This is a genomic window from Nosocomiicoccus ampullae, assembly GCF_001696685.1.
Taxonomy (GTDB): Bacteria; Bacillota; Bacilli; order Staphylococcales; family Salinicoccaceae; genus Nosocomiicoccus; species Nosocomiicoccus ampullae_A.
This window is the reverse complement of sequence record NZ_MBFG01000014.1, coordinates 1-19,360: the sequence shown is the minus strand read 5'-3', so window position 1 is coordinate 19,360 and position 19,360 is coordinate 1. Positions and strand designations below refer to the sequence as shown.

General features: G+C 35.4%; 16 protein-coding genes. 14 read left to right on the top strand and 2 right to left on the bottom strand.

Annotated elements, in window-relative coordinates; genetic code table 11:
• From BBS29_RS06400 to BBS29_RS06390, 3 genes are all read left to right on the top strand, one after another.
• Positions 1–1,485, top strand: a complete 1,485-nt coding sequence (locus BBS29_RS06400) for a sucrose-6-phosphate hydrolase (protein ID WP_068130353.1) — start codon at positions 1–3, stop codon at positions 1,483–1,485.
• A gap of 19 nt (positions 1,486–1,504) precedes the next feature.
• The gene (locus tag BBS29_RS06395) at positions 1,505–2,305 is read left to right on the top strand and encodes a MurR/RpiR family transcriptional regulator (protein ID WP_068130350.1); all 801 of its coding nucleotides are present in this window, start codon (positions 1,505–1,507) and stop codon (positions 2,303–2,305) included.
• 113 nt (positions 2,306–2,418) lie between these two features.
• Entirely contained in the window at positions 2,419–3,066 is a 648-nt protein-coding gene (locus BBS29_RS06390; protein WP_068130348.1) for an LPXTG cell wall anchor domain-containing protein, read from the top strand.
• Positions 3,067–3,093: 27 nt separating this feature from the next.
• On the opposite strand, the gene BBS29_RS06385 is transcribed toward BBS29_RS06390, so the two are convergent.
• Positions 3,094–4,794, bottom strand: coding sequence for a M3 family oligoendopeptidase (locus BBS29_RS06385; protein WP_068130345.1), 1,701 nt, complete (start codon positions 4,792–4,794; stop codon positions 3,094–3,096).
• 132 nt (positions 4,795–4,926) lie between these two features.
• On the opposite strand from BBS29_RS06385, the gene BBS29_RS06380 reads away from it, so the two are divergent.
• From BBS29_RS06380 to BBS29_RS06360, 5 genes are all read left to right on the top strand, one after another.
• Positions 4,927–5,523: a LemA family protein gene (locus BBS29_RS06380; RefSeq protein WP_068130341.1), complete on the top strand. Its 597-nt coding sequence runs from the start codon at positions 4,927–4,929 to the stop codon at positions 5,521–5,523.
• Positions 5,523–6,344, top strand: coding sequence for a TPM domain-containing protein (locus tag BBS29_RS08370; RefSeq protein WP_068130338.1), 822 nt, complete (start codon positions 5,523–5,525; stop codon positions 6,342–6,344). The genes BBS29_RS06380 and BBS29_RS08370 overlap by 1 nt, the downstream gene beginning before the upstream one ends.
• 81 nt (positions 6,345–6,425) lie before the next feature.
• Positions 6,426–7,556: a globin domain-containing protein gene (locus BBS29_RS06370; protein ID WP_068130336.1), complete on the top strand. Its 1,131-nt coding sequence runs from the start codon at positions 6,426–6,428 to the stop codon at positions 7,554–7,556.
• Between the two features lie 120 nt (positions 7,557–7,676).
• The gene (locus BBS29_RS06365; protein WP_068130332.1) at positions 7,677–8,048 is read left to right on the top strand and encodes a thiol-disulfide oxidoreductase DCC family protein; all 372 of its coding nucleotides are present in this window, start codon (positions 7,677–7,679) and stop codon (positions 8,046–8,048) included.
• Between the two features lie 113 nt (positions 8,049–8,161).
• Positions 8,162–9,517: an IS1182 family transposase gene (locus BBS29_RS06360; protein ID WP_040928746.1), complete on the top strand. Its 1,356-nt coding sequence runs from the start codon at positions 8,162–8,164 to the stop codon at positions 9,515–9,517.
• A gap of 134 nt (positions 9,518–9,651) precedes the next feature.
• On the opposite strand, the gene BBS29_RS06355 is transcribed toward BBS29_RS06360, so the two are convergent.
• Positions 9,652–10,419, bottom strand: coding sequence for a CPBP family intramembrane glutamic endopeptidase (locus BBS29_RS06355; RefSeq protein ID WP_068130329.1), 768 nt, complete (start codon positions 10,417–10,419; stop codon positions 9,652–9,654).
• Positions 10,420–10,588: 169 nt separating this feature from the next.
• Here BBS29_RS06355 and BBS29_RS06350 point away from each other — a divergent pair, with 169 nt between their 5' ends.
• The 6 genes from BBS29_RS06350 to BBS29_RS06325 all read left to right on the top strand — a co-directional run bounded on the left by BBS29_RS06350 (position 10,589) and on the right by BBS29_RS06325 (position 19,296).
• Positions 10,589–10,882: a co-chaperone GroES gene (locus tag BBS29_RS06350; RefSeq protein ID WP_068130326.1), complete on the top strand. Its 294-nt coding sequence runs from the start codon at positions 10,589–10,591 to the stop codon at positions 10,880–10,882.
• A 12-nt stretch (positions 10,883–10,894) separates the two neighbouring features.
• Complete coding sequence (gene groL / locus BBS29_RS06345; protein WP_068130323.1) at positions 10,895–12,517, top strand: chaperonin GroEL; 1,623 nt, start codon at positions 10,895–10,897, stop codon at positions 12,515–12,517.
• Positions 12,518–12,695: 178 nt separating this feature from the next.
• A complete protein-coding gene (locus BBS29_RS06340) occupies positions 12,696–14,213 on the top strand; it encodes a class I SAM-dependent DNA methyltransferase (RefSeq protein WP_179853841.1) in 1,518 nt (505 codons plus the stop codon).
• The gene (locus BBS29_RS06335) at positions 14,203–15,414 is read left to right on the top strand and encodes a restriction endonuclease subunit S (RefSeq protein WP_068130321.1); all 1,212 of its coding nucleotides are present in this window, start codon (positions 14,203–14,205) and stop codon (positions 15,412–15,414) included. The genes BBS29_RS06340 and BBS29_RS06335 overlap by 11 nt, the downstream gene beginning before the upstream one ends.
• Positions 15,407–18,505, top strand: coding sequence for a type I restriction endonuclease subunit R (locus BBS29_RS06330; protein WP_143861270.1), 3,099 nt, complete (start codon positions 15,407–15,409; stop codon positions 18,503–18,505). The genes BBS29_RS06335 and BBS29_RS06330 overlap by 8 nt, the downstream gene beginning before the upstream one ends.
• Before the next feature lie 89 nt (positions 18,506–18,594).
• Positions 18,595–19,296 carry a hypothetical protein gene (locus BBS29_RS06325; RefSeq protein ID WP_218836845.1) on the top strand — a complete coding sequence of 234 codons (702 nt, stop codon included), beginning with the start codon at positions 18,595–18,597 and terminating at the stop codon, positions 19,294–19,296.
• Positions 19,297–19,360: the final 64 nt, after the last annotated feature.

Below are 19,360 nucleotides of genomic sequence, written 5' to 3'. Positions count from 1 at the left end.
ATGAAACGAATCGAAGACTACAACAGAGAACAAATCGAAACAGCTATTGAGTCATCGATGATGAGTAAATGGCGTTTAAATTATCACGTTCAACCTGTGATGGGAATACTCGGTGCACCTTGTGGATTCTTCTACATTAATGGTCTGTACCATATCTTTTATGAATGGGAACCTGCAACTAACGAAGAAAGTGCAACGTATTTATATCACGTGACGAGTGAAGACTTAATTCATTTTAATAACGAAGGAATTAAATTACGTCCAGATGACTTATATGATAAAGACAATCTATACGGCGGGAATTTAACTTTAATCAACAATGAACTGACGCTATTTTTTACTGGTGAACAGCAAAAATCAGACGGAGTTCATACATATCAACGTGCAGGTGTTATCGATACAGATTTTAAAATCAAAAAATATCCCGCACCGATTTTAAGGGAAGTTGAACCTGGTTACAAACAATATTTTAGGAATCCATACGTATTTACACACGACGGTGAAATCAATATGATGATCGGAACAATGAACGACGAAGAGTTTGGGCGAATCATCATGTACCGTGGTAAATCACTCGAAGATTTAAAGTTTTTAGGTGAAGTCAATACAGGTTACGATATGTTTGGATATTTCTGGGAATCACCGGAGCTATTTACGTTAGATGATGCCGAAGTGTTAATGTTTAACCCGAGAGGGCTCGATAAGTTTAAACATCATTTTTGGAATATTTATCAGTCAGGATACGTCATTAATGACTTTGAATATGGATCGTTATTTGTTAATCACGATGATTATAGAGAATTTGATGGTGGATTTGATTTTTATCGACCAGTGACGACATTGGATTCTGAAGGACGACGTGTTTTAATCGCTTGGATGTCTGCTGAAGAAAGTAAGTATCCTACGGAGATTGAAGGCTATAAAAATGCACTGACAATTCCTCGCGTGTTAACGGTGAATGGAGACAGACTCATTCAAACACCGCATCCACATTTAAAAGAGTTAAGAAGAAACGAATTAAAAGCAATTGGATACTTTAACGAACATCGTAAATCACTCACAGATTTTTATGGGGACAGTTATGAGTTAATTATCGATATCAAAGAAAATAATGCACGTGAGTTATTCTTTTTACTGAGAAAGAGTAATCGTGAAGAAACGATTGTATCTTATAACAGTGAGGAACAAAAGATAACGCTTGATCGTACGTTTAGCGGCGCACTAATTTCAGGAGTAGACGGGACAACTAGAAGTATAGAGTTAACAAGACCACTCGAACGACTACAAATATTTATGGACCGCTCATCCATTGAGATTTTTATAAATGACGGAGAGCATACGATGACGGCGAGAATTTTCCCGCGTGAAGAATCTATCGGTGTGGAAGTGATGGCAGAAGATGGTGATTGTTACGTCGAAATGACGCATTACACATTAAAAGGATTCAAAGAAGACCCTGTCATTAGTCAGCGCAAGAAGATTTAAACAACTGGAGGTAGCACTCATGTTTTCAGTATTAGAACTTATCCGTAGAAGGTATGAACATTTCACACCAGTTGAGTTAAAAATTGCAGATTTTATATTAGAACACCCAGAAGACGTGACTCATATGACAGTTCAAGAAATATCTAAAGAGAGTCAAACGAGTGACGCTGCGGTGATTCGATTTAGTAAAAGACTTGGCTTATCAGGTATTAAATCATTAAAAGTCGAACTCGCGAAAGAACTTCATTCTATTAATGAAAATCCTTTATCGAGTAATGTGCAAATAGTATCAGATAATGAGTCGACAATTTTCCAAAAAGTATTTCAAAATACGTTAAGGGTGTTACATAGTAATGACACACTAGTTGATAGAAAGAATCTAAGTGACGTTACAAAGGTAATTGCTAAAAAAGAAAGAGTGTTACTATTTGGAGCGGGAGAATGTCTTCCAGTAAGTTTAGACTTTCAGAGTAAATTAATCGAATTAGATATACCGGTGTTTGTCGTAAACGATTTAACGACGTTACGAGGTCGTTTATCAAAATTTACGTCAAAAGATTGTATGATTACGATTAGTACGAATGACAATCCGGAAATTATGAAAGCGTTGAGGCTTGCGAATGAACGATCAGTAGAAACAGTATCGATTACAGATGGTAATTCATATCGAGTCGAGCGCTTATCAGATTATACGGTATTTTTCTCTGAAGAAGTGACGAATACGAACTTAATGATGACGAGTCGAATTGGGTTATATATGATACTCGATATTATATTAATATATCTCGCTAAATATAAAAAACATAACATTCTTTCATAAGTATTTATAGATTGTTTCATAAGCATTAAAGTTATGTGACAAATAGTGTTGTCGATAGAAAAACTACCTATATTTATCTATACTAAAGATAACGAATACGAGGGGGCAGGCTTATGAAACTAAAAGAATTATTGTTATTTTCGGTACTGATTATGTTATTAATTGCACCTGTTTCTTCTGCAGATGAAGAAACGAATGCTTCAGATACTGAAAACTCAGCAACTCAAGAAGAAACAAAACAAAATCAAACGAATTATGCGGATAACCCATCAGAAGCCCCTGATGAATCTACTGACTCTGATAATTCAAACGAAACTGAGAAACCACAAGAGCCAGAAACACCAGAAACAAATGAACCAGGTGAAACTGATAATGAAGACACTAAAAATCCGCCGAATAATAATGATATCATCGACACAATTGATGAACAGGTTAAAGAAGCGGATGATAACGTACTCGACGCGATTGGTGTAGAAGAAAAACCTGGAAATAACAACCCAATTGTTTCAGATGATACACTCGTAACGGATAACTCAAATACTGACACAGCTGTTACGTCAGATAAAGAGTCTAATAAAAAGTCGACATCTAAATCATCAAAGGATTCTGAAAAGAAGAAAACACCACATGGTGCAAAAGAGTTACCAGATACAGGTGTTAACGAGAGTATAGAATTACTATACGTAATAGAAATTATTTTATTAAGTGCAGGACTCATGCTATTAGTAAGAAAAACTAATAAAATAAAAATCAAAAAATAAATGCCACATCTTTGATGTGGCATTTTTCTATAGACTTTTATCGTCGATATCATTTAAATAATCTTTTACGAAATCTACGACTTCTTCTAACGTTCCGTCCTCAAACGGAGATTTTAAGTTGGCAACTTTTACTAATTCACCAAATGGTAGTGAACCACCGAGTTTACATAGCGTTAAATAGTCGCCAAATGCGGCTACAAAGTCATCCATTACACGTTTAAAGAACTGTAGTGCACACACTTGGGCGAGCGTGTAGTCAATATAATAAAATGGAGACGCAAATAAGTGACCTTGACCGTGCCAAAAAGCACCATCTACATATGCAGGGATGTCTTCATAGTCTCTATCTGGTAAGTATACCGCTTCAATTTTCTTCCATTCTGCGCGGCGTTCTTCAGGTGTTAATTCAGGATTATCATATACGACGTGTTGGAATTCATCGATCGCTACACCGTACGGTAAAAATTCTAACGCACCTGAAAGATGAGAGAATTTAAATTTATCTGTATCTTCTTTAAAGAATAATTCCATCCATGGATACGTAAAGAACTCCATACTCATCGAGTGAATCTCACATGCTTCATATGTTGGCATAATGTATTCTGGAACTGAGAAGTGACGTGAAGAGTACATTTGGAATGCGTGTCCTGCTTCGTGAGTAAGCACTTCGATATCACCTTGAGTCCCGTTAAAGTTTGAGAAGATAAACGGCGCTTCATAATCTTCTATGAATGTACAATATCCTCCGCCTTCTTTTCCTTTTTTAGCCTCGACATCGAATAATTCTCGTTCTGTCATAAATGTATAGAACTCATCCGTTTCTTTAGATAATTCTCTATACATTTTTGCACCATTTTCCATAATTGCTTTAGTGCCACCTTTAGGTGTTGGGTTTCCAGATTTAAACTCATAAGCAAGGTCGTAATATTTTAAGTCTGATACACCGATACGTTCTTTTTGTCGCTTTCTTAATTCACTCACGTAAGGAACGACGTAATCACGTACTTGTTTACGATAATTTTCTACCATCTCTCGGTTATAATCGATACGGTTCATATGAACATATCCGAGCTCTGTGTAGTTGTTAAATCCGAGCTCAACTGCCATTTCATGACGTTTTTTGACGAGTTGATCATAAATATCATCGATTTCATCGAGATGTTCTTTCATGAAGTTTTGTTTCGCATACATCGCAGACTTTCTCACTTCACGGTCATCGTTAATCATATACGGAGAAAATTCTGTGAGTGCAAGTTTTTTACCATCATATTCAATTTCAGCAGATGACAGTAAAATCGAATATTTCGATGTTAATACGTTAATTTCAGTCATTAAATCTTTAACTTTAGGGTCAAACCCTTTAATCTCATTATCGACTAATGCAAATAACTGTTTGCCGTATTTTTCTTCTAATTCGTCACGAAACGGACTATTTGCCAGCGCTTTATAATAATCGTTTGTTACAGAAGACAGAACCGGCAAGTTGTTATCGTAAAAATCACGCTCACCAAGATAAAACTCATCTTTCGTGTCGATAGATGCACGAACAGTTGCGATCGTAATCATCGAATGGATGTGTTTAATTTTCTCATTGTACTGATCGATAACGACTTCTGCATCTTCTACTGTTTCTGCTTTCTCAAATGCGCTTAAGAGTCCATCGACCTGTTCTCTAAATAAATCAAAATCTGGTCGTTTGTACTCAAAATCTTTAAATTTTGTTACCATAAGTTTCTCACTCCTTGATGTGGGGTACTATTATATTACTATATTATATTGGAAATGTTCATGACTTTAAAAGTAGTCGTATATAATATTTCTTTAGTATAATGAATTTATATTTAAAAAAGGAGTTTTCCAATGAAAAAATTATTAGCACCAATCGGTATTGTACTCGGGATTATCATTGTATTGGCAATCCTTATAATGCCAAAATATAACAAGTTTGTTCAGTTAGATGAACAAGTCAATGAAAAAGAATCACAAATTGAAACGCAGCTTCAGCGTCGTGGAGATTTAATTCCAAACTTAGTTGAAACAGTGAAAGGCTATGCCTCACACGAAAAAGAAGTGTTTCAAGATGTTGCGGATGCACGTGCACGTTTAGCAGGTGCAAACGGAGTAAATGAGTTAAGTGAAGCAAACGATCAAATGACTAGTGCTTTATCTCGTTTATTAGCTGTTGCTGAAAATTATCCTGACTTAAAAGCTAGCGAACAATTTACAGGATTACGAGATGAACTTGCAGGTGCTGAAAACAGAATCGCAGTAGCACGTCAAGATTATAACAAATCAGTAGAAGAATATAATAAACAAACACGTGTGTTCCCAGGGAATATTATCGCTATGATTTTTAATTTTGAGAAGAAAGACTACTTTAAAGCAAGTGAAGGTGCAAAAGAAGTGCCGGGTGTAGATTTTAACACGAATCAAGAGGATAACTCAGGTGATGAGTAATGAAGCGGATCATTCCACTTCTTCTCATCATTATATTAACAACACCAGTCGCAACGGCAGCACGCGTTGAAATGCCGAAACTCGATACGTCGCATTATTTTGTTCAAGATAATGCGCACGTATTAGATGAGTCGACAATTTATGAGTTAAATGAACTAGGGTCCCATTTAGAAAAGGGGACCGGAGTAGAAATGTTGCTGATGACGATGGACTCAACAGGGCAAGAGCATCGTCAAGACTTTGCACTACGTGCATTAAGAGAATATGGTGTCGGTAAAAAAGAAAGAGATAACGGTATCGTTATACTATTTAATAACGACAACGACAATGAATTTAATAACCGAGGAATTGACGTTCAAGTAGGTTATGAAATTGAAGGGTATTTAAACGATGCTAAAATCGGTAAAATTATCGACGACTACGCACTCGAAGATGCTAAAAAAGGTGACTATAATACAGCGCTTAAAAACTTATACACAAAACTCTATGAAGAAAGTCTAGAAGCATATGGCTACGACGAGACTACAGGTGAGTTTACGAATGAGCAGCCTGAAAAGATATCGAATGATGATACGTTTTATACTTTCTTATTCCGTACATTTGTCATTGTGTTTATAATTGTGCTATTCCTATACATTATAAGTAACAATGGTGGTGGCGGACCACCAAGAGGAAGACGCCAGCCGTCGTACCGACGTAGTGGCACTCCAATATTCTTCCCACAAAGTGGAAATGGAGGAGGATTCTCCGGCGGTAGCGGAGGATTTGGTGGCTTCGGAGGAGGAAGCGGCGGAGGCGGAGGCGCTGGCCGTGGATTCTAGACAAACCTTGACATAAAGATGTCAAGGTTTTTTTATGTAGTATCAATTTATAGATGTTAAAATTAAGAGAGGAGGGATAACATGCTAACAAACGAAGAAAAAGATCTCGTTAAAGCAACAGTTCCATTATTAAAAGAACATGGTAGTGAAATTACGAGCACATTTTATCAGCGTATGTTCGAAAATCATGATGAATTATTAAACATGTTTAACCAAACAAATCAAAAATTTGGTGATCAACCAAAAGCACTCGCAAACACAGTTCTTGCAGCTGCAGAGCATATCGATAATTTAGAAGCGATTGTACCTGCAGTCATCGGAATCGGTCATAAGCATCGTGCATTAAATGTAAAAAAAGAACATTATCCTATCGTCGGTAAATATTTACTCATCGGTATTAAAGAAGTACTTGGCGACGTAGCAACGGATGATATCATTAATGCTTGGGCAAAGTATTATAATCAGATTGCTCAAATATTTATTGATGTAGAAGAAAAAATGTATGAAGAAGCAGCTTGGGATGGGTTTAAATCATTTACTGTAAAAGAAAAAGAGTATTTGACAGATGATGTGATTAGATTCACTGTTGATAATGATGAAGCACTACCTGAAATCATTCCTGGTCAGTATATTACAGTGAAAGTTAAACCAAACGATTATCCATACGAAGCTTTAAGACACTATTCGATTTGTTCTACTCATACAGAAAATGGTCTACAATTTGCCGTTAAACGTGAAGGTGAAAAAGACGAAGCAGGCGTAGTTTCTCATTATTTATTTGATGAATTAAATGAAGGAGATATCATTGAACTTTCAGCACCAGCTGGTGATTTCTTACTAGATCATTCAGATGAGAAACTATTATTTATTGCTGGAGGCGTTGGTTTAACGCCGATTATGTCTATGGTAGAGAGTGCTGTAAAACATAATAAAGATATTGATTTAATAATATCAACGACTGATGAAACAACACTACCATTTAAAGAAGAATTAAAATCATTGAAAGAAAATGTAAATATTAACATTAGATATACTAAAGACGATGGCTACTTAACAGCAAATGATATTAGTGGTTATGATGATTATTCAATTTATATATCAGGTTCATTAGCATTTAACCAAGCGATGATTAATGCTACTTTAGATAATGGATATGATATGAATAAAGTACATTACGAAGCATTTGGGCCAAGAATGAGTCTAGCAATATAGTTTAATTTTCCGATGAAAAAGTGTAAAATTAAATAGAATCCAAAAGAAATCCCTTTAAGTGATACTTAAAGGGATTTTGTATATATTAATATTTGAACTTTAATGTATTGGAGTAATGTTATGAAAAAAGTACTCATATATGACGGAGACTGCGATTTATGCAGTCGGTTTATCAATCTAGTAGTTAAAGTGAATAAAAATGATGACTTATATATTACGGACTTTAATAGTGAATGGTTTAAACAGCTACCATTTAATATCGACGCTGAAAGTGTGTCGTATATTTCTAAAGATAAAATATATAATAAATCAAACGCGGTCATTCATATGCTTATGGACGCCAATCGCCTATTTACGCCGATCGTTATATTAAAAATTATCCCTAAAATTTTTAGAGATAAACTATACGACCGCTTAGCAAATAATAGATATAAATATAAAAGTGCATGTTCGGTAAAGTCTGTAAAATTTTACCGAATGTATTTAAAATAAAACTCTCAAGAAATTCTTGAGAGTTTCAGGCTGTAGACAAAGTCTCTTATGAGATGACGTCTACAGCCTTTTTTTATAAAATATAATTAATATGATTATTTTGGAGGGAAATCATGTTAGGAAAATCATTAAATTCACGTGATCAAATAGAATTTGTAGCGATTAGCGACCTCGTACCAAAAGATCATCTACTAAGAAAAGTGGATGCCGTATTAGATTTAAATTTTGTGTATGATTCTGTAAAGGATAGATACTGTTTAGATAATGGTCGACCTGGGATTGATCCAGTAATTCTTGTAAAAATTGTGTTGATTCAACATTTATTTGGTATAAAATCCATGCGACAAACAATTAGAGAAATTGATACAAACGTTGCTTATCGTTGGTATCTTGGTTTTGGATTTCATGATAAGGTGCCACATTTTTCAACCTTTGGAAAGAATTATGCACGTCGCTTTAGTGACGGTCAATTATTTGAAGAGATTTTTGAGCATATTTTAGAAATCGCGATGTCTCATGGACTGATTGACACTTCTGCATTATACATAGACTCAACGCATATCAAAGCAAACGCTAATCGTAATAAGTATACGAAAGAAACGATTAAAAAAACAGCGACTTTCTATGCTGAGGAATTACGTGAAGAAGTCAATGACATCCGGTTATCAGAAGGAAAAAAGCTTTACCCTCCAAAAGAATCCAATGAAGAAAAAACGAGTCGTGTTAGTAAAACAGATCCGGATGCAGGATATTATGTAAAAAGTGAGCGTGAAAAACAATTTGCTTACAGTATGCATGCCTGTGTAGATAGTCACGGATTTGTACTTGATCAACATGTGACCCCTGGAAACATTCATGATAGTACCCAACTCCATGTCTCCATCGATCGTTTACTCGAAAAGGGCTATTCCATTCAAAGTGTTGCGGTAGATGCGGGGTATAAAACACCAGCGAACGCGAGATATTTACTTAATAAAAACATTACACCGTATATGCCATATACTCGACCACGAGGTTCAAAGGATTTACTCAAAAAGAGTGAATATGTTTATGATGAATATTATGATGTTTACTTATGTCCTGGCGGTTCAGAACTCACTTACAGACGCACAGATAAGGACGGTTATCGCCTGTATATGTCAGATCCTATGAAATGTAAAGAGTGTCCGTTACTTTCACAGTGTACAAAAAGTCAGGGGAAACAAAAAGTGATTACCCGACATGTATGGCAATCCTACATTGATACAGTCGAAGAAATTCGACATACGGAAAAAGGTAAAACTGAATATAAGAAGAGATCCCAAACCGTCGAACGTCGTTTTGGAGATGCGAAAGAGCAGCATGGACTCAGATGGACACGTCATAGAGGTATTAAAAAAGTGTTCCGAGACACCACGCTTATTTGTGCATGCATGAACTTGAAAAAGTTGGCAAACTGGCTCATCAAAGAGCCTCAACTGACAGTGTAAACCACTGTTTTTTCTTTGAAATATCAAACTTATTTTAAAATATATGTAGAAAAAAAGACGAACCTCTTTTTTAGAATTTAAAAAAAAGGTTCGTCTACAATCTGAAACTCTCAAGAAATTCTTGAGAGTTTTACTTATATTATCGTATTGAATATAGTTTTAATGATAATTAAACCGTTCGTTTGAAGTTGTTCGAGTTTTTCAATTTGATCTTTAAAAGTCAGTTGTAGTAGTACAACACATCCATTCATTAGCATATGAACGACGATTGGCACGAGTAGTCGATTTGTCATTACGTAGACAAAACTAAAGACATAGCTCATTCCGACGTAAATTAAAATGTGCGTAAAGTCAAAATGCGCGATAGCAAAAACAAATCCTGAAATCAAACCTGCAATTAAAAATGCAGCGATTTTATTCATCGGGAGTCTTTCGTATATTTCAGCGAAAATTGCGCGTCTAAACACATATTCCTCGATAATCGGACCGATGACTGCTACAAAGAAAATCATATATGGCATGTTAGAAATCATTTCCATAATATGCTTTGTGTTTTCACTTTCCAGTGGATTTCCTAATAGGTGAATGTTAATTTGTGCAGTAATGATTTGTACACCGTACGCAAGTATTAGGCCTCCAAAGATCCATGCGACCGTTTGAAGAGGTGGGGTTTTAACACCACTTTCAAAAATGTTTTTATCTTTGTGGATATTACCTAAAACTAAAATAACGATAAGTCCGATAATGTAAATAACAAACTGATAGGGCATATATAAGCTTAAAATTTCCTGAACACTCGCACCAGGATTTTTAAGTGCGATATAAATTTGAATTGGAATACCTGCGATTTGAATGACCCCAAACATCACGACAATAAATAAACTATATATAGTTCTATTCATAAACAATCTCCTTAAAATAAGTCTTTAAACAATAGTACCATTTTACAATATAAAACATGAAAACGAAATGCTATAACTTGAAATTTGACTATCTTTGATGTACTATAAAAATCAGTTAGCACATTACAATGATGAGTGCTAAAAGACGATTATTGAGGAGGCTATAACAATGTTACGACCTTTAGAAAATAGAGTGATTTTAGATATTAGTAAATATACAAAAGAAGAAACGACGTCTTCAGGTATTATTTTAACTGGAGATTCTTCAAAAGAAGAACCGGTCTATGGTGTAGTTGTTGCAGTAGGACCTGGACGTACGTTAGATAACGGAGAAATTTTAAAAATAGATGTTAAAGAAGGCGACAAAGTCGTTTACAACTCATTTACAGGAACAGAAGTGGATTACGAAGGGAAAAGTTATTTAATCGTACCCGCACAAGATATTTTAGCAGTAGTAGAATAAGGAGAGATATAAATGGCTAAGGAACTTAAATTTTCTGAAGATGCACGTCAATCGATGTTACGTGGAGTTGAAAAACTAGCAAGCGCAGTTCGAGTCACACTTGGACCTAAAGGACGTAACGTCGTTTTAGATAAACAATTTACAGCACCTCTCATTACCAATGACGGTGTGACAATCGCAAAAGAAATCGAGTTAGAAGATCGCTTTGAAGATATGGGCGCAAAACTCGTATCTGAAGTTGCAACAAAAACAAACGACATCGCAGGTGACGGAACAACAACAGCAACAATTCTCGCGCACGCAATGATCGAGGAAGGGCTTAAAAACGTTACAGCAGGTGCAAACCCAGTCGGCATTCGCCGTGGTATTACAAAAGCTGTTGAAGAAGCGGTAAAAGCACTAGAAGATATTTCAAAACCAGTACAAGATAAAGAATCGATCGCTCAAGTCGGTGCGATTTCAGCAAACGATAAAGAAGTCGGAGAATTTATCTCTGAAGCGATGGAAAAAGTCGGTAACGACGGTGTCATTACAATCGAAGAATCTCGTGGGTTAAACACGGAGTTAGAAGTCGTTGAAGGGATGCAGTTTGATAGAGGTTATTCATCTCCATATATGGTGACAGACTCTGAAAAGATGATCGCAGAACTCGATAATCCATATATCCTCATTACAGATAAAAAAATCACGAACTTCCAAAACGATTTACTACCTATTTTAGAACAAATCGTTCAACAAGGACGTCCAATTTTAATTATTGCAGATGACGTTGAAGGGGATGCACTTGCGAACCTCGTGCTAAATAAATTACGTGGTACATTTACGGCAATCACTGTAAAAGCACCAGGATTTGGTGACCGTCGTAAAGCAATGCTCGAAGATATCGCAATTTTAACAGGTGGCCAAGTCATCACTGAAGACTTAGGACTCGAGTTAAAAGACGCTAGCTTAGATATGCTCGGTACAGCTTCAAAAGTACATGTCGATAAAGAAAACACGACAATTGTAGAAGGAAGCGGAGACGAAACAACAATTAAAGGTCGCGTCTCTCAAATTAAAGCACAACTTGAAGACACAGATTCAAATTTTGATAGAGAAAAACTTCAAGAACGCTTAGCAAAACTTTCAGGAGGCGTTGCGGTCATTAAAGTCGGTGCGGCAACAGAAACTGAAATGAAAGAACGTAAACTTCGTATTGAAGACGCGTTAAACTCAACACGCGCTGCGGTGGAAGAAGGAATTGTATCAGGCGGTGGAACTGCACTGATTGAGGTGTATGACAAAGTCGCATCACTAGACGCAGAAGGCGATGAAAAAACAGGTATAAACATCGTACTAAAAGCACTCGAAGCACCAGTAAGACAAATCGCAGAAAACGCAGGACTTGAAGGTTCAGTCATTGTAACGAAACTAAAAGAACAAACAGGTGGCGTTGGCTATAACGCAGAAACGGACGAATGGGTGAATATGATTGAAGCGGGAATCGTCGACCCTAAAAAAGTGACACGTTCAGCACTCCAAAACGCAGGATCAATCGCATCAATGTTCTTAACAACAGAAGCGGTCGTTGCTGATATACCAGAAGAAGACAACATCGGAGACATGGGCATGGGCGGCATGCCAGGAATGATGTAATAAAAAATCATAAAATATTAAGGCCATATATCAGTTCAATGAATTGATATATGGCTTTTTTATCATTAAGTGAGATAATTGTTCTATCAAATTATGACAGCGCTTATAATTGTTGATATGATAGGGATAATAAGTTATTTATACAATATTATTAATGAGTGTATGTGGGGGAATTATTATGTCAGCCAATATTGGCTTTGAGGAAAAGTTATGGGCGATGGCAGACAAACTTCGTGGCAGTATGGATGCATCGGAATATAAACATGTCGTATTAGGTTTATTATTTTTAAAGTATGTATCTGACTCATTTGAAGAATTATATGAACAATTACAAGAAGAAGAATGGGCAGATCCAGAAGATAAAGATGAATATTTAGCAGAGAACATTTTCTGGGTGCCAAAAGAAGCACGTTGGTCTTACATTAAAGAAAATGCTAAAAAACCTGAAATCGGACAAATTATTGATGAAGCAATGATCGCTATCGAAAAAGAAAACGAAAGTTTACGTGGTGTATTACCTAAAAACTTCGCACGACCAGACTTAGATAAAACACGTCTTGGTGAAACTATTGATATGTTCTCTTTTAGAGTGGGCGATAAAGAGAGCCGTTCTAAAGATGTATTAGGACGTGTCTATGAATACTTCTTAGGTAAATTTGCGAGTGCTGAAGGAAAAGGTGGCGGAGAATTCTATACGCCAATGTCAGTTGTAAAACTACTTGTTGAAATGTTAGAACCATATAAAGGACGTGTCTATGACCCGTGCTGTGGTTCTGGAGGTATGTTTGTTCAAAGTGAGAAGTTCGTTGAAGAACACCAAGGAAAACTTGGTGATATTGCAGTATATGGTCAGGAATCAAATCCAACGACTTGGAAACTCGCAAAAATGAATTTAGCAATTCGTGGAATTGACGCTAACTTAGGATCTCAAAACGCAGATACGTTCCATAACGATTTACATAAGCGTTTGAAAGCTGATTATATTTTAGCGAACCCTCCATTTAATATAAGTGATTGGGGTGGAGAGCGTCTTCAAGATGACTTGCGTTGGAAATATGGAACACCTCCACCAGGAAATGCGAACTATGCTTGGCTTCAACATATGGTATCAAAGTTAGCACCAACTGGAACAGCTGGTATAGTCTTAGCAAATGGATCCATGTCTACGAATACGTCATCTGAATTAGAAATTCGTAAAAAGTTAATTGAGGAAGATCTTGTAGAATGTATCGTCACATTACCAGGACAACTCTTTTATTCTACACAAATCCCTGTTTGTTTGTGGTTTATTACGAAAAATAAAAAGAAAAGCGGTAAACGTGAACGTTCAGGTGAAATCTTATTTGTTGATGCGCGAAATTTAGGACATATGGCAACACGTACGTTAAAGGAATTCTCACAAGAAGACATTCAAAAAGTTGCAACAACATACCATGCTTGGCGTGGAACAAATGATGAAACATATGAAGATATTGCTGGCTTCTGTAAAGCAGCTAAGTTAGAAGAAGTACGTGAACACGATTATATTTTAACACCTGGTCGTTATGTAGGACTCGAAGAAGCGGAAGACGACGGTGAACCATTTGATGAAAAAATGGAACGTTTAACAACAGAACTTGCTGAGCAATTTAAAGAATCGAAAAAACTAGAAGACCAAATCCGTGAAGCACTTGGGGGGATTGGGTATGAGATTTGAAAAATATAAATTAAAAGATTTGGTTACCATTTTCAACCAAAAGAGGATTCCGTTAACCGGAAAAGAAAGATCGCAAATGGAGAAGAAATATCCATATTATGGGGCACAAGGGATAATAGATTATGTTGATGACTATATCTTTGATGGGAAATATATATTAGTTGCGGAAGACGGAGAAAACTTAAGAAGTAGAAAAACAAGCATAGCGACAAGAGCCAGTGGTAAATTTTGGGTGAATAATCATGCGCATATTATAAAAAATAATGATAAATCTGATTTTAACTTTTTATACTATTATTTATTTGATTTGGATGTTAGTGAATATTTAACGGGATCCGTTCAACCAAAATTAAATAAAAGGAATTTTGAAAATATAACTATAAATGCACCTTCATTAAAAAAGCAACAGAAAATTGGATACTTTTTAAGGATATTAGATAAAAAGGTGTTTAAGAATAACTCAATTATTTCCAATTTAGAAGAACTTGCTCAAACTTTATTCAAACGTTGGTTTGTTGATTTTGAATTTCCGAATGAAAAAGGAAAACCATATAAATCAAGTGGTGGGGCAATGGTTGTAAGTGAACTTGGGATGATACCAGAGGGGTGGGAAGTTAATTCACTATCTAAAATTGCTAGTTTCCAAAATGGTCTAGCAATGCAAAAATTTCGACCAAAGGAAGACGAGGATTCTCTCCCTGTTTTAAAAATAAAAGAACTAAGACAAGGTTTTACAGACCCTAATAGTGATTTATGTTCTATTAATATAAAAGATTCGGTAAAAGTTTATGATGGCGATGTTATATTTTCTTGGTCAGCAACTTTATTAGTTAAATTATGGGTTGGTGGAGACGCAGGATTGAACCAACACTTATTTAAAGTGACATCTATAGATCATTCTAAATGGTTTTATTATCTATGGACGAAACATTATTTGGATATTTTTAATGCGATAGCTAAAGATAAAGCGACTACTATGGGACATATAAAAAGATCCCATCTTGATGAATCGAAAGTAATTATTCCTACACAAAAATATTATGATTATTTTGACTCTGTTTTTAATAAAATTATCGATCAAAAGGTAAATTTACTAAAAGAAAATAAATCACTAGCAGAATTACGAGACACTCTCTTACCTAAACTCCTTTCAGGAGAAATCGAACTACCAGATGATAAGGAGGTGACGGATGATGTATAAATTTCATGAGGATGATTTAGAACAAGCAACTCTTGAGTGGTTAGAAGAATTAGGTTATGAAATGCTTCATGGGCCAGATATTGCCGTAGATGGAGAATATCCAGAGCGTGAGTCTTATCAAGAAGTTGTTTTACATGATCGTTTAGAGGAAGCTTTACGGAAGATTAATCCGTCAGCTTCTTCTAGTTCGATTGAACGTGCGATTCAATTAGTCACTATGATTGAATCTCCTAGCTTAATTGTAAACAATCGTAACTTCCAAAAATTCGTGACAGATGGTATTGATGTAGAGTATCGAACAGATGATGGTAGAAATTCAACTGAAAAATTATGGTTGTTTGATTTTGAAAATATGAATAATAATGATTTTGTTGCAGTGAATCAATTTACAGTCATTGAGGGTCAAAATAATAAACGTCCAGATGTTGTAGTTTTAGTAAACGGCCTACCATTAGTCGTGATTGAACTGAAAAGTTCAACAAATGAGCAAGCTGGGATTACAGAAGCATTTCGCCAAATTCAGACTTATAAGCGTACAATTCCATCTCTGTTTAACTATAATGCCTTTTTAGTAATTAGTGATGGAGTCAACGCGAGGGCAGGGTCACTTACTGCTAATGAAGAACGTTTTATGATGTGGCGTACAGAAGACGGAGAGACTATTGCTCCTACGTCAAATCCTCAACTAGAAACATTATTGCGTGGAATGTTTAAAAAAGAGGTACTATTAGATATTTTACGTCACTTTGTTGTGTTCCAATCAGATGGAGAGAACACCTTTAAAATCGTTGCTGCATATCATCAATATTACGCAGTCAATAAAGCAGTTGAACAAGCAAAACGAGCTTCAAGTGCAGAGGGTGACCGTAAAATTGGGGTCATTTGGCATACACAAGGATCTGGTAAAAGTTTATCGATGGTATTTTTCACAGGGAAACTTGTATTAGAAATGGATAATCCAACCGTCGTTGTATTAACAGACCGTAATGATCTAGATGATCAACTGTATGGAACTTTTTCAATGTCTAAGGATTTATTACGTCAAACACCGAAGCAAGCAGAAAATAGAAGAGATTTAAAAGATTTACTAGCAGTTGAATCAGGTGGAGTTATTTTTACAACTATGCAGAAGTTTGCACCTGAAGAAGGTACAAGCACAATGGTTGCTTTAACGGAACGTAAGAATGTGATTGTGATGGCAGATGAAGCTCACCGAACACAATATGGTTTCCAAGCAGAAATGCAAAAAGATGATTCAGATATTGCAACAAAATATGGCTATGCAAAATATATGCGTGATGCACTACCAAATGCTTCATTCATAGGATTTACTGGTACACCCGTTGAAATGGCGGATAAGAATACACCAGCTGTATTCGGTAATTATATTGACATTTATGACATGACACAATCAGTAGAAGACGAATCTACGGTTCGTATTTTCTATGAAAGTAGAATTATCCCGCTTCAATTACCTGAAGACCTAAATATAGATAGTGACTATGAAGAAATTACTGAATACCAAGAAGAGTCAGATCGTGAACGATTGAAATCTAAATGGTCACGTTTAGAAGCATTAGCAGGTGCAGAAAGTCGTGTTGAACAATTAGCAAAAGATATTGTACATCACTATGAAAATAGAGAAAAAGCGATTCATGGTAAAGCGATGATCGTTGTCATGAGTCGTCGTATTGCAATTGATTTATATGAAGCAATCATAAGAATTCGACCAGAGTGGCACTCTTATGATGATGATAAAGGTGTAATCAAAGTTGTCATGACAGGCGCATCAAATGATCCTGAACATTGGCAGCAACATATTGGTAACAAAAGGCGTCGAGACTTTTTAGCACGTCGAATGAAAGATAATGAAGACGAATTGAAACTTGTTATCGTTCGTGACATGTGGTTAACAGGATTTGACGTACCATCTATGCATACAATGTATGTGGACAAGCCAATGCGTGGGCATAACTTGATGCAGGCGATTGCTCGAGTTAACCGTGTGTTTAAAGATAAACCAGGAGGACTAATTGTCGACTACATAGGTATTGCGGATAGTTTAAAAGAAGCTTTAAAGCAATATACAGAATCTGATCGTGAAAATACAGGCATCGACACATCAGTTGCAGTTGATCTTATGCTCGAAAAATTCGAAATTATTCAAGATATACTTTATCAACATAATTATGAGCACTTCTTATCAGATAAATCATCAGAGCGAATGAAAGCTATTACTGAAACTATGGATTTTGTTATTGGGTTAGGTGAAGAAGATAAGAAGCATTTCATAAAGACGGTGACTGAATTATCTAAAGCATTTGCTTTATGTTCGACAGAGCCAGAAGCACAAGAATTAAACGCTGAAATAGGCTTTTTTAAGGCGGTTAAATCAGGTTTAATGAAGCTCATTCCATCAGGAAGTGGCAAGAAAACAACAGCACAAATTGATGATCAGCTGAATCAATTAATCTCAAAGTCAATCATTTCTGAAGAAGTAGTCGATGTATATGAAACGCTAGGATTGGATAGCCCGGACATATCAATACTTTCGGATAAGTTTTTGGAAGATGTTCGAGCATTACCTCAGAAAAACTTAGCAGTAGAACTATTAAATCGTCTGTTACAAGGGAAAATTAAAGCCGTTCAGAAAACGAATTTAGTTAAAGCAAAGAAGTTTTCGGAGATGCTAGAAAATGCAGTTAACCAGTACAATAAACGTGCAATCGAGACGTCTAAAGTCATTGAGGAACTGATTGAACTAGCAAAAGAAATGAATGAGTCATATAAAATAGGAGAAAATCATGGCATGCTTAAAGAAGAAGTTGCATTCTATGATGCACTTTCTTCACATGATACAGCAGAAGAAGTTCTTGGTGATGAAGTATTAAGAGCAATCGCACATGAACTTACAAAATCTGTTAAAGAGAACATGAGTATAGACTGGAACTTACGTGAATCAGCAAGAGCAAAGATGCGCATCACTGTAAGAAGATTATTAAAGAAATACGGTTACCCACCAGATTTACAAAAAATGGCAATTGAGACAGTAGTAAAGCAAGCGGAATTGATGGCGGAGAATATAAATTAATCATTGATAGATCTAATAACTAATGATTATTAGATCTATTGCTTTATTAATGCAGAAGGATGATGGTGATGTATTTTCTAGTTAAGTTTGTGACACCAGAATACACAAACTCCTTGCTAGATGGAGAGTTGTTCTTTAAAAGAAATGAATACTTTATTGAGCTAGAAAAAGAAAAAAATGACAGAGTAATAGGTGATAGAAGAGAAGGTTCTTGGAGTAGACCATTAAATACAAATAATAAGAAGTATTTTGTGAGAATTAAAGATGAAGAAAAAATGTACCCTATAAATATAAAAAGAGGAGCAGTTCATAAACAATATAAAGATTTAAAAAATGTTCCTATATGCTGTTTTACTTTATTATCATTAAAAGAGGATTTCGATAAGGTTTCCGACAATACATTTAAAATTAAAGATGATGTTATTGAACAATTCAAGAAAGAATTTGAAGACAGAAATGTATTCATTTTTCAATTGCTTGAAATTATGAGTTGCATAAAAGATTATTGCGAAAAACATAAAATACCAATGAAAGCTAATAAGGTAACGTACTATGATGAATTTTCTGAAATTCATCCCCTTAGCGAAAAAGAATTTAGAGATAATCCTATCAATACGTTATTTCATAAAAGAAGTAGTTATAGTAGTCAGAAAGAGTATAGAATTATTTTACCTGGTAATTATGAAGAGGATCAAACATTGAAAATTGACTGTTTAAAGGAAAAAAATAAAGCTTTTACAATTTCAAATTTGGAATCATTAACATTTTTAACGACAGTCGATACAATTTAAACTTCTTAATTAATTTGAATTTTTTACTAACTTTAAGGTGTGATAATACTAATCAATATAATGT